Source organism: Pseudobdellovibrionaceae bacterium, assembly GCA_020635075.1.
Lineage (GTDB): Bacteria > Bdellovibrionota > Bdellovibrionia > Bdellovibrionales > UBA1609 > JADZEO01.
The window spans coordinates 125,851-149,010 of record JACKAM010000001.1 but is presented as its reverse complement, the minus strand read 5'-3'; the positions used below and the strand labels follow the sequence as shown (position 1 = coordinate 149,010).

Below are 23,160 nucleotides of genomic sequence, written 5' to 3'. Positions count from 1 at the left end.
ACAGCCGAATTGCGGATTACTTAAATGCCCTGTCACAGATACTGATCACTATGGGTGGCCCATTGATAGCATGGCAACACTAGTGATGGTGCTTCCCTTGCTATTTCTTTTGATTTTGCCACTGAGCCTTAATCTTGATCTGCTCACTCTGTTAGCAGATTGGACCGAGAGTTTCCCCCAATTCTGTGTGGGTAGATTCCACATTGGCACCTACACCCCCCTCTATAAGGCCTTATGCTGTGGCGCTTCTATGCCTAAGAATTCACCAACATTCCTTCTCTTCCGCCACCTGGGGCTTATTCATCTGTTAGTTGTTTCAGGACTCCATCTGCTCATTGTTGAGCGTGCACTTTATTATGTTTTACAGAGAAGGACAGGATCGAAACGACTCTCGGTTTTACTGTTATTCTCTTTCGTGGCCACCTGCCGATTTGCTCCACCGGTCACCCGAGCCTTCAGTCAGAAGTTACTCGGATATTGGGGAAGTTCTTGGTCCACCCATTGGCCCTCACCACTGAGAGTTTTTTTATGCGGAACCCTCCTGCTGTGCCTGTTTCCCAAGTGGGGGAATAGTCTCTCCCTGCAACTCAGTTGGACGGCCGCCCTCATCTTGTGCCTAAAGGCAGGCCCTCTACAACTGGGTGGGCTCTTGTATGTGGCTCTACTTCCTTTCCTCCTTCCATTGGGTTTACCCCACCCCTTAAGCCTTTTGTTTTCGTGTTGGGCTGCCGGTTTGGTTTTATTTCCTCTCATGATTTGTGCCTGGTTGATTTGGCTCCTTCCCGAATTGCATCGATGGGTGGATCCGTGCACGGAGTCGCTAATTACTGTTCTTGAACAACTGAGCCAACTTATCCCTCCTCCTCTTGAGGTTTCACACGACCTTCCTCACCATTGGCTTTGGCTTTACATCTTCATTTTGAACCTAGGAATATACCTATGGGACGTGACAAAACTCAGACGGCAGTACTGGTGATTCTTGTCCTGCTGACACCCCATCGCCTCAACCCTAACCACAAAAACCGTTGGATCCTGTGGAATGTGGGTCAGGGTCAGTGGTTCACCTACTCCACTCCAACCGTTTGCCATCACCTTGATATGGGCGGTGAGTTTGTTTCTTGGCAAAAAGTCCGCATGGAGTGCGGAGGCAAATCCAATCAGCTTCACATTTCCCATTGGGACTGGGATCACCTGTCTTTTTTGCGAAAAGCCACGGCGTTGTTACCTCACCTATGCCTCATCCAACCACCCCAAGGACCGAGGCCAGTGAGCCTCACTAAACTCACCTCGGTCAATAGCATCCCTCCCTGCGCCGTGAACTCAGCTACAAAAGTATGGCGGGAACTCAAATGGACAATTCGCACGGGAACCAGAGCCAGTGCTAATGACTACAGTCGAGTGATGATTTCCCGCCATCAGGTTTTGCTCCCGGGAGATTCGACCACACCCCAAGAGAGGCGATGGGCCCGACGCCTATCAGGTCGCGAAAGTCGCAACATCAAGCTTCTCGTCCTTGGCCACCATGGCAGTAAGACCAGTACTTCAGATGAACTTCTCGACCGGATTCCGTTCCTACAATCGGCCTGGGTCAGCGCGCGAAAACGCCGCTACGGCCATCCTCACTCGACGGTTGTGAAGCGATTGAGAGATCGCAAAATCCCTTTATTGAGGACAGAAGATTGGGGAAACCTGATTCTCGTGGACGGGAACCCGGTCTCAGTTCAATCCGGGTCCCGCTGATGGACAGTTGTTACAACTGGTAAGGACGATACTCCATGTCCAGGTCGCGTGCCACCGGCTCATAGGCGACGTAACCACCATACACATTCAAGCCTTTGTACAAAGCAGGATCTTTGGCTATGGCCTCTTCCACTCCCATACGGGCCAGCATAGAAGCGTAGCGGAAGGTGGCATTGGTCAGTGCAAAAGTCGACGTGCGAGCCACCACTCCGGGCATATTGGGCACACAGTAGTGAAGGACACCGTCAATCTCATAGGTGGGATGTGTGTGGGAAGTGGGCTTACAGGTCTCAATGCATCCGCCCTGATCGACAGCCACGTCCACAACCACACTACCTTTTGACATGGTAGAAATCATTTCTTTGGTCACCAGCTTGGGCGCTTTACTTCCGGCGACCAGAACTCCACCAATTAAGAGATCACAACGGTGAACTTCGCGCTCGATGTTCTGGGTGTTGGAATAAAGTGTCCGTACACGGCCCTGGAAGATATCATCCAGGTACTCCAACCGCTTGGCATTGACATCCAGGATAGTGACGTCTGCACCCAATCCGACGGCCATTTTCGCCGCATTTGTTCCCACAATACCACCACCAATGATGGTAACCTTGCCCGCGTAGGTTCCTGTTACACCACCAAGTAGAATGCCTTTTCCGCCATGATCCTTTTGTAGGTAAAAAGCACCGATTTGGGTGGCCAGCCGTCCGGCCACTTCACTCATTGGCGTCAATAAAGGCAGGTTGCCGTCTTCATCCTGAATGGTCTCATAGGCAACTGCTTTCACTTTGCGTTCACACAAAACCTTGGTCAACTTGGGCTCTGCCGCCAGATGCAGATAAGTGTAGAGAACCTGGTTTTCTTTGAGTAGATCGTACTCATCTGGAAGGGGCTCTTTCACCTTCACGATCATGTCCGCACCGGCATAGACATCCTTAATGGTGTCGACGATCTTAGCTCCAGCTTTTTCGTATTCCTGGTTGGTGATCTGGCTGCCCATTCCGGCGTTGTTTTCCACCAGGACTGTGTGGCCCTCTTGAACCAGTTGGCGCACGCCAGCTTCCGTCATTCCCACCCGATTCTCACTGATCTTTATTTCCTTGGGCACACCGATAATCATGGATTTGCTCCTTTAACAGTTGTCAAAAACGCCGATTGAAAACCGCTCCTTTGTATTTGAAGGACCGCGCCCCGTCAACGACCAGGATTTCACCCACACACCTCAAGCCAGCATTTTCTCGGCCTCCAAGATTTTGCACTCCTTTTTCTGGGGTGGCTGTCCAATGGGAAGGCGTTCCCGTGAATCCGAATCCTCCGCCGTCGCGCGGGGCGTATCCGAAGTGCGGCAGCTTTGCTGACGCGCTCCGAAGACGCGCCCGCGGCCGAAAGGCGCGTGAGGATTTACGGAGAAGGCTTGCCCATTGGACAGCCACCCCAGAAAAAGGATCTTGGAGGCCCCTTAATGGACATGCCCACGTCGACGACGCAGCAACGCAGAAGTTAAGCCTTTCGGGGTTAACTGAAGGCCCAGAGGTGGCGGCCGGTCATACTATCTTCCGGCAAATCCGCCCCCAACTCAATATGCCGATAACTCTCCGGCGACTCCAAAATCGTCCGCACCAACCGATTCATGACGTCATGACCTGCCTTGTACAGAACTAGGTGACCCATAAGGGGCATCCCCAAAGTCACCAGATCTCCCAGTGCATCGAGGACTTTGTGACGCACAAATTCATTGGGGAAGCGCAGGCCTTCGGGATTGAGGATATCGGTGTGATCCAAGACAATAGCGTTATCCAAACTACCGCCGCGGGCGAGGCCCCTGGCTCTCATAGCTTCTACGTCCCTCAAAAAACCAAAGGTACGGGCCCGAGCCACTTCGCGGGCAAAGGAGTGCTCGTTGATGTCCAGGTCCATCGTTTGTCGGCCAATTTTGGGATGAGGGAATTCAATGGTGCAGGTTACGCGAAGCCCATTATAGGGAACGACATAGGCATGTTTGTCTTCGGTTCCGTAGTAGATGGGCTGACTGATGTAGGCGTATTTGCGAGGCTCACCCTGTTCAACGACCCCGGCTTCAAGGAGAGCATCAAGAAAGATCTTGGCACTACCATCACCAATGGGGATCTCGGGCCCATCGAGTTCAATAAACAGATTATCGATGCGAAAGGCGGCTAACGCCGAAAGACAGTGTTCAACGGTGGAAACAGAAAAGGCCGATCCACCTAAAGTGGTGGCCATGTTAGTGGCTTGGACAAATTCGGCGCGGGTGGAAATAGCCGGACAGCCGGGGAGGTCGTTGCGCACAAAGTAAATGCCAGTGCCTTCGGGGGCCGGACAAAATGTGAGAATGGTCGGCTCTCCGGTGTGGAGACCGATCCCTTTGACTTCAACCTTTTTACGAATGGTTCTCTGCAAAAACATAACAATCCACTTCCACTACAATCTGGGTGCCACCCAGACCTTTAACTAGAGCTGCCTAATGTTATGAAATCAGAAGCTTTTTTAAATGGACTTTGGCCCAAGTCAATAACAAAGAGCATCAAGTGTGTCTTTTACCACACATTGGTGTGTCTAAACCCCCTCAATGGCCCATCTGCAGGTCCAGACCTGCTGGGCCTGGGGTTTCAGGAGTTATCGCCCAGGGTTAAAATGGAAGCATGGCTTCATTTCACATATTCCGGCCGCGACTGTCGGCCTTAAGATGGTTGCGGATTTTGGCGGCAAGCTCGGCTTTGTCGACTTGTCTGTCCTGCGCCACAGGTTCGGGGACCATCGGCATGGAGGAGTTGGACGAAAATAACCAAGCCAATGGCGCCGCCTATTTAGTCGATGCCATGCACGTGCGGCGGCCCATGCCTGGACACAAAGATTGGAAGCCGCTGCAGTTTTACTTCAAGCACTGCACGGAAATGGGTGAAGAGATTTACTACTCCAAAACCTCCTACGACTGCACGGACCCCTTCTAACCTTAGCCCTTAATGACTAGGTCAGAACGCCTCTGCTTCTCGCGGGTGACAACGGGAGAACCCCTGATTAAGGGACTCTTAAGATATCCGTCTCACCTTGAATCAATGGTTTTTCTGATTGAAATCAAAATATCAAAAGTCTTTCACAAGTCCGCTTACACCTTTATCCCCCTCTGTAAATCACCGAAAATAAAGGGTGAGGGCGGCAGTGATAGCCGCAAAAAATGAGACTAAAAATGGAACGCGGAACGTTGTCGGAATTTCCCAAATATCGAACCCAACTCTCGTTGGCGGGCCTTGTGGCCGCGGGCTTCTTTTGCGTCATTAGTCTTCTGCTTCTCTCGTGTTCAGCTGACAACAAAATCTCTGGTTCAGTAAAAGGTAAGGGCAATCCTTACCTGGCGATTGAGACTGCAGCCAACGGATCAGGACAAAAAATCACTGACATTCAGATCAACCCCAATGAAATCCAAACCATTTGGGCGGTGGAGCGCAACGGGGTTCACGCCTTTGAACGCATGGCCGATGTGGCTTGGGTGTCATCTGGTGGAGTCGGGACACTCAGCATCTCCCCTGACGGTCACTCGGCGACCTTTACGGCACTGACTCCTGGATCGGGAACCATTAGAGCTTTTAATGATGACTTTGAAACCACCATTAATGTCTATGTGAGTAGCTACTACCCACCGGGAGATGCCACTCTGGCTCTAGCTGATCCCACCACGGGTTCAAATCTTTATGCCAGGCAAAGTCTTATCAATGTCACTATTGGCAGCGATGGAGATGCGGAGGGCTGGTGCTTGAGCTTGGTACAAAACACCCGTCCAGCCAACGGAGCTGCTTGTAACGGCGGAACCGGACCGGATCAAGGCTGGTATGGCACACGCCCGACCATGTTCACGTTTCCGGCGGGTGATACGACTTACACCATTTACATGTGGACTCGGGCCACAGCCGAAAAACTGGCATCTAGCAATGCGGTCAGCCAGTCCATCACTGTGGACAGCCAACCGCCACCGGCGCCAACGGTGAGTCTGCAGGACCCGCTAACGGCTTCGACCACCCAAACCTATGATCCGACAATTGCCATCAGCATCACCAATGATATGGATGCGATGAAGTGGTGTGTGCAGGACTGGGATGCCAGTGGCTCGGCACCAGCGGCCCCACTTTACAACGACGCCTGCTTTGTCACTTCAAGACCCACTAACCACACCTTTGCGGCCAGCGGAAATCGCAACATCAGTGTTTACACTTTGGACGTCGCCAGTAACGTGTCCACCACCGCCGGAACTCATAATATTACTTATACGCCCAACACTCCGCCGGTGGCCAACGATGACAGTGCGACCACTGGTTCAGCGGTCGCCCTTAACATCAATGTTCTGGCTAACGACACCGACCCCAATGGGGACAATCCACTTTACACGATAAGCAAAACCAACGGTACAAATGGGACGGTGGTGATCGAAGCCGATGATAGCGTCACCTACACTCCCGGTGCTGGCTTTTATGGCACTGATACCTTTACCTACACCATCGATGACGGTCGCGGGGGGACAGATACCGGCACCGTCACTGTGACAGTGATTTCTCCTTACACCTGGACAGGAAACACGGGTGACGGATTGTGGTCCACCACCGGCAACTGGTGTGGGACTGTCACAGCGGGTGTCTGTGATCACAACGGGGCTCCTCCTGGCGGATCGGACGTCGCGGTTTTCAACAGTTTTTGTGTCAACTGTAACGCCAATATGAACGTGCCGATTAACGTGGGTGGTGTGGACATGGAGCCCTCTTACGCGGGCACCATCACCCAGAACGCAGGACAGAGCGTGACCATTGGCTCCAGTGGTTGGGTGCAGGAGGCGGGGAACTTTGTCGGTGGCGACCAGAACTTCCTGGTACCCTCAGGCAGCATCACCATTTATGACGGCTCCTTTACGGCGCCCTCGGCCATTCTGGGAGTACGCAACAATTTTATCATCGACGAATCTCCCGGCTCACCCACCTTTGTGCACAACTCGGGCACATTACAGTTTCTCACCGGATCGGTTCAATCGACACTGGATTCTGGCAGCCAAGCTCTGAATCACTTGGTCGTGACCAAGACAAGCGGTGGATTCAATCTCACTGTGACCGGAACATCGGTCGTCAATGGTGATTTATCCATGACGATGGGAACCTCCAAGTTGGCTGCGGGTATCATCAGCGTCAGTGGCAATGTGGATATTGTTTCCCATGGCGGAAGTTCTTCCATGGGAACAGTCAATTTTGTGGGTAGTGGAGCCCAGTCCCTCACCGTAGGCGCCGGCCAATATGCCCCAAACCTGCAGATCAACAAACCTTCAGGCACCCTCACCTTCCTGAGTACTATCCAAATTGCCAACAACTATACCTGGCTTCAGGGGGCGGTGGACCCGAACGGGCAAACTCTGCTTTTTTCCGGAGCCTACCAATCCAATGTCACTCCCGGTGCCACGGTCTTTCCTCATGTTGTTTTGGCGAGAACTTTGAGTGGCTACCATGTGACTCTGCTCTCGGACATGAACGTTGTCGACTTGGACTTAGATAGCGCTGCGGGAGCCGGGCTTCGTGGAGCAGGCAAAGCAAAAGTCACAGGCAATGTCGATCTGACTGGCGGAGCTTTCGGTGGCTCGGACGGAACAATTGAAATCGTTGGTAGCGGACCGCAAACCATTACGGGAATCGCCGGCGCGCGGCTTCCAAATCTCATTATCAATAAGCCAGCTGACACTCTATTTTTATCTGGTGAGATTTACTCCCAGCAAAGCTGGACTCATGTTTTGGGTGCGGTAAATGCGGGCACCTCACTAGTTCGATTTGTTGACGGTACCCATGTCACCATTGACGCCACTGGCATGGAGTTCAATGATGTTATTTTTGCCAAAGGATCCGGCGGCTATAACACGACAATCGTAGGTGCGATGACCGTCGCTGGAAACCTGGACATCAATATGGGGACCACTTCAAGGCTAAACAGCGGAGAAATCAGAGTTAAGGGCAACGTATCCCTCACAGCCCACCAGGCGACAAGCAACGCCGCCATTACCCTGATCGGAACGGCCCCACAGACCATTTCACAGACGGACGACCAACAGTATTGGCCGACAGGTATGTTGACCATTGATTCGTCCGGCGGCGTCACCATGATGTCCAACCTCTATTTGGGCGGAGCCGGGCATCACTTCAAAATGCAGTCGGGAAATTTTGCCCTCAACAACTATGACTTTCTCGACATTGACACTTTCTATATGGAAGTGGGCCCCACTTTTGACAACACCAATGGACGTCTGAGTTACATCACTTGTGGCGGACCGGCGGCCTGCCCGCGCAATGACACGACTCTCAATCCTTACACCTTTGTTGGCGGCGGTGGAAATGACAACTTTTCTAATCCCCTCAATTGGTGCGGCGATTTGACCACTGGCAATTGCACCAGAAACTGGCCAGCCCCCGGGCCGACCAGTGTGGTCTATATCGATAGCAACTGTGCCGCCTGCAATATCACCATGGACGACAACGTTAACGTCAAAGGCATCCGGGTTTTTAGCGGCTACAGTGGCACCATCACCCAGGCGGCGACCAAGACAATCACCGTGGGTGCGAGAGACTGGCAGCACGCCGGTGGAACTTTTAATGGTGGGGACAGTTTGATTTCCATGGAAAAACTCACCCTCAACGGGGGCACCTTTAACTCCACCACCGGCACTTTGCAATTGGGCTGGAACGCCACTTCGTCGTCTCCCAATTACACCGTTCTGCAGATTACGGGCGGTACTTTTAACCACAATAGCGGTCACGTGAACTTTGCCATCAATGGCAGCTCAGGCCTCAGCCCCAGCTTTGTGGTGGACGTGAACTCGACGTTGACCTTGAATACCGTCACAGTCGACGGCGCCTTTGCCAACCCCAGTTATCCGGCCCACTTAGACCTTGCCAGCGGTGACTCCATCACAGTTTTGGGAACCATGGTCCACAACGATGGCTGGCTGGATGGCGGCACCTGGGATGTGGACGGTCAATTCCAGATCAGCAATACTTCAGATGGGGGCACGGCCACCATCTTGTTCAACGACCCCGCTTTCGACCAATCCTATCAGTGTACGGGAGGAACTACCGCCAATGTGCAAGTCGCCCTTGGTGGAGGGGTGCGCCTGACACCATCAGGGAGCACTTGCAAATTCCGCAGCCTGAACATTGTCTCGGGCGAATTTGTCGCGCCAACGGGCTTTTTGTACTTGGGTTATGCCCACAACGCCACGGCTGAGGTCCCCATCATGAGCATGAGTCCAGGAGCCCTCTTCAACCACAATGGCGGGACTGTTGCTTTTTCCGGTGGTGCCACGTCGGCAACCGTTTACCCCAGTTTTCTGGTGGATCTAGACGGATTGGTAGTTTTTAACCATGTTGTTTTTGATGGTCGATTTTACAGCCCCTCCTACGAAAGGCCCTTCCGCATTGGCACTGGTGACACCCTCGCCACCGAAGGCACCTTGCTGTTGAACTATGGCTCAACAGCTGACGGGGCCCTGGAGGCCAGAAGAGATGTCATGATTACCTCTACCTATGATGGTGGCAATTCGCCTCTATCGTTTAAGGGTTCTATTCAGCAGAATCTCACTATCACAAGTGGCGGCGTCTTCCCTACTGGGGCAAGCGTGATCGACAACTTGAATGGCGTGCGGTTGAACTCCAATTGGACTCTGGGTGGGGCCGGACAGAGCCTATCCATTGTGAACGGCGACTTGGATCTGCAAACTTACACCCTCAATGTCAATGGCAACTTAGACGTGAGTGCGGGGGCCGATATCGTTTGCTCCAGCGGCAGCTACACCGCCGGTTCCACTTCAGGCGCCGGCTTCCCCGTCACCTGCCTAAATTCTTTCTAAGTGTCATTTAAGCGAAATCAATGCCTTTATCGGCCAAGGTCTGCAAGTGCTCTTTGGATGTGGTGGTGATCACCCGCCCGCGAGGGGTCTTCTGCAGTAAACCTTCTTGAATCAAAAATGGTTCGTACACTTCTTCGAGAGTGTCGGGTTCTTCCGACAAAGCTGCCGCCATGGTGTCAATTCCCACCGGGCCACCTTCAAACTTGTGATGAATCAAATGTAAAATCCGCCGATCCATGTTGTCCAAGCCCAACTGATCCACTTCCAGTTGATCCAAGGCATAGGAGGCTAGATCCCCATGAATCACCCCATCGCCCTTGACCTGAGCGTAATCCCTCACTCGCTTCAACAATCGGTTGGCCACACGCGGAGTTCCCCGGGAGCGACGGGCGATTTCCACTGCCCCTTTCTGATCGAGCCTTATTCCCAATAGATCCGCCGAACGGTAGAGAATCTCCTGGAGAGCTTCACGATCATAAAAACTCAGTCGCTCTAAAATCCCAAAGCGATCGCGGAAGGGCGCCTTCAAAAGACCGGCTCGAGTGGTGGCCCCCACCAAAGTAAATGGAGCCAACTGAAAACGCATGGTCCGCGCCCCCAAACCCTCACCGGAAATAATGTCCAGGTGATAGTCTTCCATGGCCGAATACAAATACTCTTCCACATCCCGATTAAGGCGATGGATCTCATCAATAAAAAACAGGGAGTTCGGGCGAAGACTGGTGAGGATGGCTGCCAAATCCCCTTTGCGGTGAAGCGCCGGCCCACTGGTGCAGCGAATCTCCACACCCAAGCTGTGAGCGATGATATGAGCCAAAGTGGTCTTTCCCAGTCCGGGAGGTCCACAGAGCAAAGTGTGATCCAATGGCTCGCCTCGCAGCTTGGCTGCCTCGACAAAGACCTTGAGCTTGTCTTTGACCTTGGTTTGACCAGGAAATTCTTCAAAACAGGTCGGCCGCAAAGCGCGATCCAAAGGTTTGTCTTCCTCTTTGGGCAAGCCGTTAATGATGCGATCCTGATCAATATCCAAAGTTCACTCCTTTGTGTTCACACGAAAATTCGAATTCAATCATTGAAATCCAAATCTAAAAATGACTGGACAAGACCCGCAGGCCCTCACGAATACCGGCTGGAACATCCAGCTTGGGATCGACCTTGTCTATGGCCTTCTCCACTTCATTCAAACGGAAGCCCAAATTCACCAGGGCTGATATGATTTCCTCACGTGGGCCAATCTTAGGCGAATGTCTTTCCTCTTCCGCTAGCACCAGCTTACCTTTGAGCGTGAGGATCATTTGCTCGGCGGTCTTTTTGCCTACCTTCGGCAGTCGCGAAAGACCCTTCACATCCCCGTCCTCAATCATGCGGATAACATGATCCAGAGGTGCTCCACTTAGAATTTTTAAGGCCAGCTTGGGACCAATGCCATTAACTTTTGTCAGGGACAAGAACAGCTGTTTCTCCGCCGGACGGGAAAAGCCAAACAACTGGAAAACATCTTCGCGCACATGGGTGTAGATCCACAACTGGATGACCCCGATTTGTGCCATGGCCTCGTCCAAAGTGTTTTGTGAACAGTGAACTTCGTAGCCGACACCCTGAACTTCCAGGATCAAAGTTTCCCCATCCTGAAACTTCACTTCACCTTTGAGGTAGCCTATCATGGATTCTCCATCATCATTTGTTTAAGGCGAGTTTCACTCTCATTCACCAAAGCGCGGGCAACGGCCAAAGCTAGGGCATCTGTGGCATCGTGACGAATGCCAGTGGTATCCAGCCGTAACCAACTGGAAACCGCCAGAGCCACCTGATCCTTACTGGCAGCCCCATACCCGGTCACGGCTTTTTTGACTGCGCGGGGAGCCATCTCGTGGAGTTGACAACCAAACTGAGCCGTCATGGCGAGACAAACCCCCCTTGCATGTCCGAGCTTAAAAGCACTGTCCACGTTGGGGCCAAGAAAGACTTTTTCGACCACCACATCTGTGGGCCGCCACTGCTCCATCACTCTCCCCAGCTGACCAGATAACTCATGGAGCCGAGCGGCAAACGAGGCCCGCCCACCCAGCTGGAGGACTCCATGACTTAAATACTCGATCTTATCCTGATGAGATTTGAGGATTCCATATCCGGTGTACTGGCTGCCAGGGTCCAAACCCAAGATGATTCCCATTGGCCGTCGTCCCCCTCGAAGTTGATAGTCCCATTAAACGACAAGCCCTCAAGTGTTGCAACCCCGAGGTGGCGGTGCCAAGATAAGGCATGGACGAGATCAACCCGGAATTTATTGAGCGCTACCAGCTGCTCTACGAGCAAAATCCGAAATCCAAGATATTTGCTCCCTTGGCAGAAGCCTACCGCAAGATGGGCCTAACCAACGAGGCTCTGGAAATCGCCGAATCCGGAGTGAGTATCCATCCCACCTTTGCCGGCGGACATGTCGCGTTAGGAAAGATCCTTTTGGATCTCAATCGGCTGCAAGAAGCAACCATAGCCCTGCAAAAGGCGGCGGACCTGGCTCCGGAAAATATCATGGCCCAATCAACCTTGGCCGACCTATTGCTCAAACAGAAGGACCCAAAAGGTGCGCTCAAGGCCTATAAGATGCTCCTGTTTCTCCAGCCAGAGAACCAACGAGCGCAAAAAGCAGTGCGCAAACTGGAAAGCCTAACCGCCGACGAATATGAACCCGATGTTTTTGCCATGCAGCCCTTAAGGGAAACCGTCCGGCAATGGGATGGGATGAGTGAGGAAACTCGCATTTCACTCAATCCCGAACCCAGCCAGGCAGATGAGCAGCAACTCAGTACCAAACAATCCAAGAGCCTTGAACGATTGATTTCCCTGGCAGATGCCTTTTTGGTTCGCAATGATGTGGATCGGGCGCAGGAAGCCATGGAGGAAGCTGAAAGACAGTTTGGTCAGCATCCGGAAATCATTAAACGTTTTCGCCTGCTCAACCAGCGCCACCTAGCAACTGAAGCCGAACAGGAGGCCGAACCAAAGAAAGGCCAGCCACCCCTCAGTCGCGAGGACCAGGCCAAAGAGAACAAAGTTCAGTACCTGAAAAAACTCCTCAGCCACTTTAATCATGTTCGGGTCACGCGAAGCTCAAAATAACCCACAATATCGCTGATTTAAGGGGGCAAAGCGTCGATCCTCACTCACTCTCCTCTTTTGTTTACATCGGACGCCGCTTCAATTAAAACGGAGCCTCACAACAAAAGGTGGAAAGAATGGTATCGACCAGCGAATTTAAAAAGGGCCTTAAGATTCTCATTGATAACGAACCCTACGTTATTACTGATTTTCAACACGTGAAGCCGGGTAAGGGAAATCAATTCACCCGTACCAAACTCAAGCACCTGATCAACGACTCCAATTTAGAGCGCACAATTAAATCAGGTGAAAAATTTCCGGTCCCAGATGTCCACTATCAAAATATGAACTTCCTTTACAAGGACGAGACCGGCTTTAACTTTATGGACCAGACTTCTTTTGAGCAGTTTTCTCTCAGTGAAGAAGTCCTAGGGGATGCGGTTCATTTTTTAATCGAGAACATGGAAGTCAATGTTTGTATCTACAATGACCGTGCTGTTGGCGTAGAACTTCCCAACTCCGTTGTTCTAAGAGTTACTCAGACTGATCCCGGATTAAAAGGCAACACCGTCACGAATACATTTAAGCCGGCCACCCTGGAAACTGGCTATGTGGTTCAGGTTCCTCTGCACATTAATGAAGGGGACACCTTGAAAATCGACACTCGCAGTGGCGAGTATGTTGGTCGAGTGAACGAGTAGATTGACAACACCTAAGGCTCGGCAATAAATGCCCACTTCCGGCCGAGGGACTGGGCATAATGTTCCCCAAAAAAGGATGCTGATGGCCTTAGGTAAAATCCTTGAAAATAAAATCATCGCAAGGGCTTAATGCTCAAAGTCAGGCCTCGTCCTGGGGTCCATGGGGATTGATAATATAGAAGCAGCGGCTGTGGAGGCTTCTTCTTGGATCCCAAAACCGAACGTGAAATCAGTCAATTACTCAAGCGCTGGTCCAACCCGGAAAAGGTGGCTGAGATTCTTGCTGGAAAACTGGCAGAACCAGATTTGCGTATCGAAGAGGAACTGAGCCTTTTCAATTTCTTGATTCATTCAGGTCGCTTTCGTTCCATGATCAAACCGCTGCAAACACGAATTAAGACCGGCAAACCTCTGCCTTGGGGGGCCTTGGTCGAAGTGTTTGCACGAAATAAAATCAGACCTACCAAAGAAGTGATGGACGCTCTTTTCACTGGGGCCTTAGAACAGGGAATGCTGGAGAACCTAATTCAATCCCGTGGCTGGGATGACTATGACGGCCGCTTTAAGCCTTTGCGGGAAGAGCTGCAGGAACGACTCCGTGATGATTTAGATCGCAAGAAAGAGGTCCTTAAGGAAAAGTTGGGATTTCTCTCCAATCACCGCATGATTGAAGAGGAGGAGAAAGTCCTTTCCCTGCTCATGCGCATGTTCCCTGAGGACAGTGAAATCCAGGCTCACCACTTGGAGTTCCAAGAGCGATGGGCGCGAAACGTACTGGCCAGCCAACGACAAGGCTACATCAATATTGAAGCCCTCATAAAAGGGGCGATTAAGTGGACCCAGAAAGAGGAAGAACTCCTTGCTCTGTGGCTAGAGGAAGCCGAGAAGATTAGCAAAAACAGACCTGCGTTGGCCTATTCCCTTTGCCTGTTTTTTTATTTCATAGAAGCATTCCCACAGGCCTTGACCATCCTGCACCTAGCACCCAGTTCCACACAAAAGGACTGGCTCATTCTTGATTTGCTCATTGAGTGTCGCCGATTCGTGGAGTGCCTGGCTGCTGTCGATCGGGTGGAACTCGCCTACGCTGACGATCCGGAGACCACATTTGGTGCCGCCTATATCCGTGCCCGGGCTTTGCACGGTTTGGGTCAGAACTCGCAGGCGCTGGAGATTCTACAAAGCATCGTCAACGTCCGTCCTAACTACCGGTCGGCCAAAACTCTCATTCACGAGTGGGCCGGAGGGATCGGTTAATGGCTGACTTCTGGGAAAAGTGGAAAAGGACCTTTCTGGCGCTAACCGCCTTTGGTGGTCTGGCCTTCACTTTGGGTTTTTCCTACAAGTACCATCTGCCACGCCTAAAATCATGGCTCATGGTGGAGATTGAGGAACAATCCCAACGCCATCTCCCTCTTCGCCTGTGGCCGCAGACGGTGGAAATCCAGATTCTCCCACCCCGCATCCGCTTTTCTGAGATCCGGATCTTACCAAAGGCTCCGATTGATCACGCCGTATCTCCATCCTCTCTTGATGCTCTTGAATTGAGTATCAATTGGTTGGCCTTGTTCCGCGGTCACCTGCGCCTGTCTGAGGTGGAGCTAATCAAACCCCACATTCATCTAAAGGTTCCTCGCCTGCTAACCAAGGGCGAGCCAGTGGTTGGCCCACAACCCCCTAAGGAACCATCCAATGTCCGCCTCAAGTCATTCTATGGAATTCCGCTTGATAGTCTCAGAATTACCGGACTCAACCTGGTGGCCGAAGCCGAAAATGAAAGTCTCTTTCTGAGGCTCAAAGATGCAAATCTCGAAATTGAAAATCGCTTTGATGCTTTTCTCCTCGACGCCAACCTGTCTTCGGTGCGTATGGAGAAGGCCGACCTCCCCCCACTTGACCTCAGTTTTGAAACCCGCTTTCTGATTGACGATGAAAGCCTGCAGGTCTCAGCTCTCAAGGTGAAAAAACAATCCTCCTTTCTCGTCGCCTCGGGTTATCTGAAAGGAGAACTACTTACAGGCGGCCTGCGCACTGGGAAGTTGAATAGCCGAACACACTTTAGTCTTCCTGAACTCAGACTCCTCGCCCAGGGTTATCTGGAAAAAACCAAGCTTCCTGAGCTTAAGGGTTCAGCAGATGTCGATTTAGAACTTAAGTGGGAAGTCGACCGCTATCCCGATATCTTGTTCCGCACCCGCACCCGTGATGTCATGATCGATAAATTTGTCATTGGCGCCCTGGAATCCGAAGGGGTGGTCTCCCAGGAGAATATTCAACTCAAACGGTTGAGCCTAAGCAATTCTGCAGGACGCATCCATTTGCATAACAGCAAGATAGAGCGTAAGGACGAATGGAAATTCTCCACCACCCTAGCAGCCGAACAACTGGAACTGCGTCAACTGCTCATGAACGTGACTGTTCCTGAAACTCCATTACATTTGGACATTGCCGGCAGCCTCCCCTGCGCTGGACAATTTAAACCATTCAAAGTCGATTGCAAAGGGCAGCTCTTTGGTTCCAACCTAAGCGTTCACTCAGGTGGAGAAGATCGTTTCCCTATCGTCGATATTGAAAAGTTTAATGCCCAGGGCGAGGTGTCTGTTGATGCGGAAAAAGTCACCTACAAAGCCGATTTGCAGGTGGGTGAGAACAGTAAAGGAAAGTCGGATGGCATCATTGGCTTTAAGACTGGGTTCAACATCAATTACATAGGCGACCATCTCGATTTCAAAGATGTCAAGAATTTGGCCAAACTCAAACTTGAAGGAACAGGTCAAGTCAAAGGCAACACGGAAGGCAACAGCAAGCACGCGACCATCAAAATGGACATCGAAGGCAATAACATGTGGCTCGGGGATTTTGGCCTTGGTCGAATCGAGTCAGAAATGCGCTACAAAGAGGGTGTTCTCACTTTTCGCAAGATGAAGGGTCTTTTTCAGACCTCCCGTTACTCGGGTAATCTGTCCATCAACCTTCCCAAAAGACGTCTGTACATCACGGGCAAATTTCCCTACGCCGACCTAGAGGATATGCGAACACTTTTGGGACGCCACTACCTATTGCCTCTCCCGGTATCAGGAACCGGCTCGGGCGAAGTGAAGGTGTGGGGGCCACTCGTTCTGAACCGCCTCAACTTTGACCTCAAAAGCTCCTTTTACCGTGGCAGCTTGGCCCATGAATCTTTTGACGAACTGATCGTCCACGCTCACGCCCGAGACGGAAATATCAGATCGGACAATATCCACCTCTCCAAATCTTCCAGCCGAGTGACGGTTAACGGCAGCCTCAGTTCTGGTGGTCACTTGGATTTGGTGCTGCTCGGCCGGGATTTGCGGCTTGAGCAGTCAGAAAACCTGGAAAAGCTCGATCTTAACATGACAGGTATTCTCGACTTCACCACCTCACTCAGAGGCCCAATCAGACATCCAAAAACCGACTTGCACGGCCGCCTATCCCGCTTGGTGGTTGCTGACCGCCCCTATGAGGATTCCAACTTCAAGATGAAGTTTACTTCCCAGACCATTCAAGGTGGCGGGAACTTTATGGGAGACCTGATTAAAACCAACTTTATCCTGCCAATTACAGACGATGCTCCCTTTCGCCTGTTTGTGGAAACCAAAGCTCTTAATTTTACACAACTCTTCAATGTCTTCTCGGGCATGGCCAACAAAAAGGACTTTGAGGCCCGCCTCACTTCCACAGTGGATCTTCGTGCAGACAGAGGCGGCATATTCAAAAGCACAGGGTCAGTCAAAATTGATGACGTTCTAATTCGCCGAGGTGCAGTGAGCATGGCGGCGCCGAAACCTATTGCTCTTAACGTCAAAGATGGAGTGGTTAATTCGGAGAACTTCAATCTGGTTGGGCATAGCACCTACATCACTCTTTTGGCCAAAGACTCATCCATAGATAGCCTCAATGTGAATGTTAACGGCAAGGTGGACATGAGCTTGGGTTTACTGTTTACCCCCTTTCTTACTGACCTCAGAGGGACTCTGTCGGTTTCCGGCCAGCTCAAGGGCAAAATTGAGGATCCAGAACTCCTGGGGTCGGCCTTTATTGACAATGGTCTTGTGCGGATTAAAAACTTTCCGGAAGCTGTGGAGCAGGTTCGAGCTGATTTGTTGTTCAGTCACAAAAACATTCTCATTAATGCCGCAAATGGGAGCTTGGGCGGAGGCCCGTTTACAGCCGATGGTAAAATTCGCATCAACAAATTCAATGAAATTCCAATTAACATCAAAGGACAATTTAAAGACATCAGTCTTGAAGTCCCAAAGGGCGTCAGGACTAAGGGGTCCGGGAACTTTTTTGTCAAAGGCGATTGGTTCCCCTATACACTCGGTGGTGAGCTCAATGTCACCTATGGCGATGTCACCATGGAATTAGGTGACACATCTGGCGGCCCCGGAAAGATCAAGCCCTCTAGCTTTCTTCCCGATTTTCTCCTTCGGGACACCTTCCAACCGGTGGTGCTTGATTGGCGTGTTAACCTCCAAAGGCCCATTTTGGTCAAAAACTCAATCGTTGATAGCCAGGTGAGTGGTAGCCTTAAGGTGAAAGGTCGAGTCGACTCCCCCCAACTTCTCGGTCAGCTGAGTCTGGTTAAAGACGGAAAAGTCTTCTTTAGAGAGACCCCTTTTGACGTCACTACTGGTCGAATTGAATTTAATGGAGAGGAGACTGAAAACCCCACGATCTTCCTCACCGCCAACGCCCGGGTCAAAGACGAGTATGACATCAGCCTGCTCATCCAAGGCAAGGCCAAAGATCCAAAGATCAATCTGACCAGTCAACCCCCGCTGACAGAGTCCGAGATCATCAGTCTATTGGCGCTGGGAATTGCTCCCAATGCCGAAGAAAAACCCTTCGACGCGAATGAGCTCGCCACCCAGACCACATTGCAAATTGGTTCAGCGCTCCTCCAGAAGCCATTAGGCAACATCAATAAACTCACTGGCGTCGAGGTTGATGTCTCAGGAGCCACGGGTGCCGATGGCACGGTGGTTCCCAACTTGACCTTGAAAAAGCAATTCAATCCCAAGCTTGGCGTCTCCGCGAGTCGCACGGTGGAGACCAGTCCCACCAACAATGCCAAGGTTGAGTACAAATTTAATCGTAACTTCTCCGTATTTGGCACCTGGGAAAACAAAGAAGGAACCCCCGAGGTCAAGGATACGGCCGCTGACAAGGTGGGAATTGATTTGGAGTATAGGGTGGAGTTTAAATAGGCAACATGCATCGTCTGCTGTACCTGATTTTCATGATTACTCTCTCATGGACTCACCAAGCCCAGTCCCAAGTTCTTAAGATACAGGGCGCCTCCGAGTCGGTGGTCTCCTCCGTTCGCAAGAAGTACCCTCAACTATTTGACAAGACCTCCTCCCTCTCTGAAATCGATGAAATCGTTCGACAGTTGATGAAGGCCGGAACTTTTGAGAAGATCACTGCCTACCAACAGACCAATGGCAACATTATTGTAGATGTACAAACTCTTAGGCGGATCTCCGCAGTGGAGATTCACGGCCATAACATCACATCTACGGCCGCGATCAGGGATCTTCTGGCCCTCAAACCAGGTGATCGATTTGAACGAAAAACCATCATGGAGGCCGGGGAACGCCTAAAGGAGTTCTATGGCGAGAGCGGCTACTACAACACGGTGGTGGAAGTAAAATTTATTAACTCCGGCGAAAACCAGGTGGAGATCCACTTTGAAATTGATGAAAAGGCTCCTTGCCGGATCTTTGGCATTGAGTTCATGTCCCCCAATAAGGTCCTAAACGAGCGCCTGCAAAGGCGCACGCGCAAGTTCTACAAGGATCCCCTCACTACCGGGATGTTTCAGGAGATCCAAAAGGCTATCGAGGAGGTCCTTAAGCGTGACCGGTTTCTCCAATCTACAATTGGCACTCCGGAGATTTTGTACAATCCCGATCGGACGGAAGCCCGCTTAAAATACGCCGTCAAAGAGCCTTTCAGGTATGACCATTTCTTTTATGGTAACGACCAACTTTCGGTTTTTGATCTCTTTCGTGCCATCAATCTCGATGAAGTGACTTTGAGTTCAGGAGACCCAGTGATTGAAGTCACTGACAAAGTAAGGCAGAAGTACCTACAAACCGGGTTTGCCCACATTCAAATCAAATCAGATGTGGTGGAGGATCCCAAGAACTTTACCCGCGCAGTGAAGATCTATATCAGTGAGGGGCCTCTCGTCAAAATTGGGGTTTTTGAGGTGACGGGCCGTATTTCCCGCCCATCCAAATACTACTCTCGGTTCATCAGGGACAATTCCTCGGATCTGATCAGAAAGGGTCTTTACAACCGTAAGGACATCGAGGCCGGGCACCAGAACCTGCTCAATAATTTGCGCAATCAAGGCTACCTGAAGGCCAAAATCCAGTCCCTGCGGACAGAGTATGTCAATAGGAAGTCGGAGGCACGGGTTCGCCTGGTCATGGACGAAGGGCCCCTGACCCAGGTAAGAAAGATCTCTTTTAAAGGTGCTACGGCCTTTACTGAGCTGGAACTGGCCAGCGTCGTAAAGATCAAGGTCAATGCCCCACTTAAACTTTCTGATCTTGAACAGAGCATTGTACAACTCAAAGCCTTTTATCGCGACCGCGGTTATCTGGAAATGCACATCAAAAACCTAGATGACCAACTGGTCGACTACAACGATCGCGGCACCCAGGCCAATATCACCTTTGAAATCGTAGAGGGACCAAAGGTCATTGTGTCCTCCATAGCCATTGAGGGGAACACCTTCACTAAGGACTTCGTGGTTTTGCGCGAGATTGATTTTGCCATTGGCGACGTGCTGACTCCGGAAAAAATTGAGGAATCGCGGGTACGTCTGAACCGGATGGGCATTTTTTCCCAGGTTGGCATCACCACCGTAGAAGAGGGAACCAAGGTCTCCCAGAGAACAGTTCGCATCACTGTTTCCGAGAGAGACCCAGGTCTGTTTAAAATCGGTGTGGGAGCCGATAGTGAACGGGAACTCACTTTGCGCCAATTCACCGCCTTTTCCTATAACAACATTGGCGGCACAGCTCAGGGTATCTCGGGCCGGGTGGAACTTGGTTACAACCCAACAGAAGTGAAGTACCTCACTCACCGAGTGACCGCCGGATATTTTCGACCCTTTTTCTGGAACTCGCGGACCCGAGGACGTGTCAATGGAACCCGTCAACAGTTGGTTACTGACTTCGACAGCGAAAACAATTTGATTGAGGTGACCGACAGCAGCCGACTTGATCTTCTGCTGGAGAGGGATCTGACCTCACAAACCAAACTCACCTGGAGGCTGTGGAGTATCGATTCGGTCAAAACCTTTGGCGTGGCTGGAAAGTGTGACGACGCCACGGCCATTAAATGTAAAAGTGAGCTGGATCAGATCGCCACCATCGGACCCACCATCGACGTGGACTTCCGAGACAATCCCTTTCTCCCCACCAAGGGCTCTCACCTGCGCTGGAGTTTGTTTTACTCGGATCCAAGCCTAGGTTCTTCTAGTAACGTTGAATTCGTAAAGTCCGAGGCCAGCTACACCTATTTGTGGAATTTGGGCTCTCCCCACCTGGTTTGGGCCAATCAATTGCGCGGCGGGTACGTGGCCAACCTAAGTGACTTGCAGGGAAGTAGCGTGCCTGACTCGCACATTTTCTTTTTGGGTGGAACAAGCTCGATCCGTGGATTTAGCGGTTCTGGAGCCGCGGAACGCATTCCCAACGCCTATGAGTTTGCTAACAACGAAGTGGTCGTGGACCAGGATAGTCACTACTATTTGATTCGCAGTGAATTCCGCTACCCCATCTACGGGATTGTTGGAGGGGTCTTGTTCTATGACGGTGGCTTGGTACAGGTCACTGGGCACAAATTTGAAAAACCCTATCGCCACTCGGCAGGCTTTGGCGTCCGCTTCAATACCCCGGTCGGACCCGTCAGCATCGATATGGGATTCAAGCTGGACCGCAAGAAGGATCGCAACGAAGATCCGTGGCGGGTTCACTTCTTTATCGGCACCTTTTAGTAGGCAGGCTAAGACAATCTATCTGCTGGGTCCGGCGACTGAAGACCATTTTGTCAAAGGCCTGAAAGCCAATAGTTACGCTTTTTTTAGAGATCGGTTAACCTGTTCAAGCAGCCCATGTGTCCACACACATGGGGACTGGACCAAAGCAAGACTCTCTAGGATGGGGGGTTTTGAGCTTTTCCGGTTCCAAGGAAGGGGAAAAAAATGGGGGAGCGACGCCTACTTGCGGCCATGGTCACGGCCGCTTTACTGGTATCTTGTGACCAATCAAGTGTTCCACGACAACACCAACAAACAGGAGAAGACCCTAAGGTCATTAAGCCAGATGTCATATATGGCTCAGATGACCGCCGGGATCTCTACGAGGTACAAAACCCACTGCTGTTGGACTTAGCCGCCAGCACGGTGGCATTAATGCAGAGCCGAGATCTGCAAAGGCAGACTGACGGCAGCTACAAAATCCAATCGATGCAGTTTGGCTCAGCCTACGGCCTCTGCCGAAGCGAACCTTACTTCGAGCAAAAGATCGCAGCCTTTTGTTCCGGCTTTCTCGTGGCACCGGATGCCATCGCCACCGCCGGACACTGTATTCGCTCAGCCAGTGATTGTCGCAACACCAAATTTGTTTTTGGCTTTGCGGTAACTGCCCCTGGCATCCAAACTGAGTCCGTCGATGAAACTCAGGTGTACTCCTGTGTCGATATCATTCAGTCGGATGTAGGTAATGGCGGTCGCGACTACTCCGTGGTTCGACTGGATCGGCCAGTTATGGGAAGACCAGTGCTGGAACTGCGCCGACAGGGAACCATCGCCGACGAGCAGGAACTCGTTGTCATCGGTCATCCAGCCGGACTACCGGTGAAGGTGGCCGGAGGAGCCAAAGTACGTTCGGTGAGTGCAGAATTCTTCTCTGCCAATCTGGACACCTATGGAGGCAATTCCGGATCCGCAGTGTTCAATGCGCAAACCGGTGAGGTTGAAGGGATTCTCGTTCGCGGGGAAACCGACTTCCAGTCTCGCGGTGGCTGCCGAGTCTCCTACCAATGCAGTGATTCGGGCTGTCGCGGTGAGGACGTGACCAAAATTTCCTACGTCGTGGAGGCTCTGCAAACCAGTGGCGGAGGCGGCGGAGGAGAACCCGAAACCTATCAAGTTTCATTTGCTGGTCCCGTCCCTATTCCTGACAACCAGCCACAGGGAGTTGTGGCCCAGGTGGAGGCTGATCGCGCACCCGAAGGCCGAAGGGTCTTAGCGCATGTGAAAATTGACCACTCCTGGCGCGGCGATTTACGCGTAAGCCTGACTGCTCCCGATGGAACGGAAGTACTACTGCACAATCGCAGCGGTGGCTCCAAAGATGACATCAATGGAACTTTTGGTGCCGATCTGGAAAGTGCCGAAGATCTTGCCCCACTCTCAGCAGTGAGTGCTACGGGCACCTGGACTCTACGAGTCTCTGATCATGCCCGCCGGGATGTGGGCTCCATTCAATCCTTTCAGTTGCAATTTGCCCCGTGAATACGGGGCAAATGCCCTTCTTATAGTGTCAATCTACTAAGCAGTCCATTTCGTCAATTAGTTGGTCGCTTTCTCAAAATGACTCATAAACCTAAAGAATTTGTGCCTCGTATTGAGAGGGATAGTGTGTAAGCCCGACGAATGGCGGTAAACTAGACAATGCGTGTCCAGGGAGGACTGTT

15 protein-coding genes are annotated in these 23,160 nt (G+C 51.5%); 10 read left to right on the top strand and 5 right to left on the bottom strand.

From position 1 onward, the window contains the following. Positions 1 to 70: 70 nt before the first annotated feature. Both H6624_00620 and H6624_00615 read left to right on the top strand, forming a co-directional pair. Positions 71 to 976, top strand: a complete 906-nt coding sequence (locus H6624_00620; protein MCB9082811.1) for a ComEC/Rec2 family competence protein — start codon at positions 71 to 73, stop codon at positions 974 to 976. Further along, positions 940 to 1,740: a hydrolase gene (locus tag H6624_00615; GenBank protein ID MCB9082810.1), complete on the top strand. Its 801-nt coding sequence runs from the start codon at positions 940 to 942 to the stop codon at positions 1,738 to 1,740. The genes H6624_00620 and H6624_00615 overlap by 37 nt, the downstream gene beginning before the upstream one ends. 10 nt (positions 1,741 to 1,750) lie before the next feature. On the opposite strand, the gene ald is transcribed toward H6624_00615, so the two are convergent. Together ald and H6624_00605 are read right to left on the bottom strand one after the other, a co-directional pair. Continuing rightward, complete coding sequence (gene ald / locus H6624_00610; protein MCB9082809.1) at positions 1,751 to 2,857, bottom strand: alanine dehydrogenase; 1,107 nt, start codon at positions 2,855 to 2,857, stop codon at positions 1,751 to 1,753. 395 nt (positions 2,858 to 3,252) lie between these two features. Next, positions 3,253 to 4,161, bottom strand: coding sequence for a UDP-3-O-acyl-N-acetylglucosamine deacetylase (locus H6624_00605; protein ID MCB9082808.1), 909 nt, complete (start codon positions 4,159 to 4,161; stop codon positions 3,253 to 3,255). 236 nt (positions 4,162 to 4,397) lie between these two features. Between H6624_00605 and H6624_00600 the strand changes: the two genes are divergently transcribed. Together H6624_00600 and H6624_00595 are read left to right on the top strand one after the other, a co-directional pair. Continuing rightward, complete coding sequence (locus H6624_00600; protein ID MCB9082807.1) at positions 4,398 to 4,706, top strand: hypothetical protein; 309 nt, start codon at positions 4,398 to 4,400, stop codon at positions 4,704 to 4,706. 236 nt (positions 4,707 to 4,942) lie between these two features. Then, complete coding sequence (locus H6624_00595) at positions 4,943 to 9,619, top strand: Ig-like domain-containing protein (GenBank protein ID MCB9082806.1); 4,677 nt, start codon at positions 4,943 to 4,945, stop codon at positions 9,617 to 9,619. A 7-nt stretch (positions 9,620 to 9,626) separates the two neighbouring features. Here the strand turns inward: H6624_00595 and ruvB are convergent, their stop codons facing one another. From ruvB to ruvC, 3 genes are read right to left on the bottom strand one after another with little or no spacing between them, the layout of a single operon-like run. Then, complete coding sequence (ruvB, locus tag H6624_00590) at positions 9,627 to 10,649, bottom strand: Holliday junction branch migration DNA helicase RuvB (GenBank protein MCB9082805.1); 1,023 nt, start codon at positions 10,647 to 10,649, stop codon at positions 9,627 to 9,629. 55 nt (positions 10,650 to 10,704) lie between these two features. Continuing rightward, on the bottom strand, positions 10,705 to 11,283 hold the full coding sequence (ruvA, locus tag H6624_00585) for a Holliday junction branch migration protein RuvA (protein MCB9082804.1): 579 nt from the start codon (positions 11,281 to 11,283) through the stop codon (positions 10,705 to 10,707). Next, the gene (ruvC, locus tag H6624_00580) at positions 11,280 to 11,792 is read right to left on the bottom strand and encodes a crossover junction endodeoxyribonuclease RuvC (protein MCB9082803.1); all 513 of its coding nucleotides are present in this window, start codon (positions 11,790 to 11,792) and stop codon (positions 11,280 to 11,282) included. Before ruvC ends, ruvA begins: the two co-directional genes overlap by 4 nt. 89 nt (positions 11,793 to 11,881) lie before the next feature. Here ruvC and H6624_00575 point away from each other — a divergent pair, with 89 nt between their 5' ends. The 6 genes from H6624_00575 to H6624_00550 all read left to right on the top strand — a co-directional run bounded on the left by H6624_00575 (position 11,882) and on the right by H6624_00550 (position 22,978). After that, complete coding sequence (locus H6624_00575) at positions 11,882 to 12,739, top strand: hypothetical protein (GenBank protein MCB9082802.1); 858 nt, start codon at positions 11,882 to 11,884, stop codon at positions 12,737 to 12,739. Between the two features lie 116 nt (positions 12,740 to 12,855). Then, positions 12,856 to 13,419 carry an elongation factor P gene (gene efp, locus H6624_00570; protein ID MCB9082801.1) on the top strand — a complete coding sequence of 188 codons (564 nt, stop codon included), beginning with the start codon at positions 12,856 to 12,858 and terminating at the stop codon, positions 13,417 to 13,419. Between the two features lie 204 nt (positions 13,420 to 13,623). Further along, positions 13,624 to 14,676 (top strand): hypothetical protein, encoded by a 1,053-nt coding sequence (locus tag H6624_00565; GenBank protein MCB9082800.1) that lies wholly within the window; start codon positions 13,624 to 13,626, stop codon positions 14,674 to 14,676. Further along, positions 14,676 to 18,650, top strand: a complete 3,975-nt coding sequence (locus H6624_00560) for a translocation/assembly module TamB domain-containing protein (protein ID MCB9082799.1) — start codon at positions 14,676 to 14,678, stop codon at positions 18,648 to 18,650. Before H6624_00565 ends, H6624_00560 begins: the two co-directional genes overlap by 1 nt. Positions 18,651 to 18,655: 5 nt before the next feature. Further along, positions 18,656 to 21,457, top strand: a complete 2,802-nt coding sequence (locus H6624_00555) for a BamA/TamA family outer membrane protein (GenBank protein ID MCB9082798.1) — start codon at positions 18,656 to 18,658, stop codon at positions 21,455 to 21,457. A gap of 207 nt (positions 21,458 to 21,664) precedes the next feature. Further along, entirely contained in the window at positions 21,665 to 22,978 is a 1,314-nt protein-coding gene (locus H6624_00550; protein ID MCB9082797.1) for a proprotein convertase P-domain-containing protein, read from the top strand. Positions 22,979 to 23,160: the final 182 nt, after the last annotated feature.

Coding starts and splice junctions, on each gene's coding strand:
- H6624_00620 (MCB9082811.1), top strand. CDS start 71: ATGGCAACACTAGTGATGGTGCTTCCCTTGCTATTTCTTTTGATTTTG.
- H6624_00615 (MCB9082810.1), top strand. CDS start 940: ATGGGACGTGACAAAACTCAGACGGCAGTACTGGTGATTCTTGTCCTG.
- ald (MCB9082809.1), bottom strand. CDS start 2,857: ATGATTATCGGTGTGCCCAAGGAAATAAAGATCAGTGAGAATCGGGTG.
- H6624_00605 (MCB9082808.1), bottom strand. CDS start 4,161: ATGTTTTTGCAGAGAACCATTCGTAAAAAGGTTGAAGTCAAAGGGATC.
- H6624_00600 (MCB9082807.1), top strand. CDS start 4,398: ATGGCTTCATTTCACATATTCCGGCCGCGACTGTCGGCCTTAAGATGG.
- H6624_00595 (MCB9082806.1), top strand. CDS start 4,943: ATGGAACGCGGAACGTTGTCGGAATTTCCCAAATATCGAACCCAACTC.
- ruvA (MCB9082804.1), bottom strand. CDS start 11,283: ATGATAGGCTACCTCAAAGGTGAAGTGAAGTTTCAGGATGGGGAAACT.
- ruvC (MCB9082803.1), bottom strand. CDS start 11,792: ATGGGAATCATCTTGGGTTTGGACCCTGGCAGCCAGTACACCGGATAT.
- H6624_00575 (MCB9082802.1), top strand. CDS start 11,882: ATGGACGAGATCAACCCGGAATTTATTGAGCGCTACCAGCTGCTCTAC.
- efp (MCB9082801.1), top strand. CDS start 12,856: ATGGTATCGACCAGCGAATTTAAAAAGGGCCTTAAGATTCTCATTGAT.
- H6624_00560 (MCB9082799.1), top strand. CDS start 14,676: ATGGCTGACTTCTGGGAAAAGTGGAAAAGGACCTTTCTGGCGCTAACC.
- H6624_00555 (MCB9082798.1), top strand. CDS start 18,656: ATGCATCGTCTGCTGTACCTGATTTTCATGATTACTCTCTCATGGACT.
- H6624_00550 (MCB9082797.1), top strand. CDS start 21,665: ATGGGGGAGCGACGCCTACTTGCGGCCATGGTCACGGCCGCTTTACTG.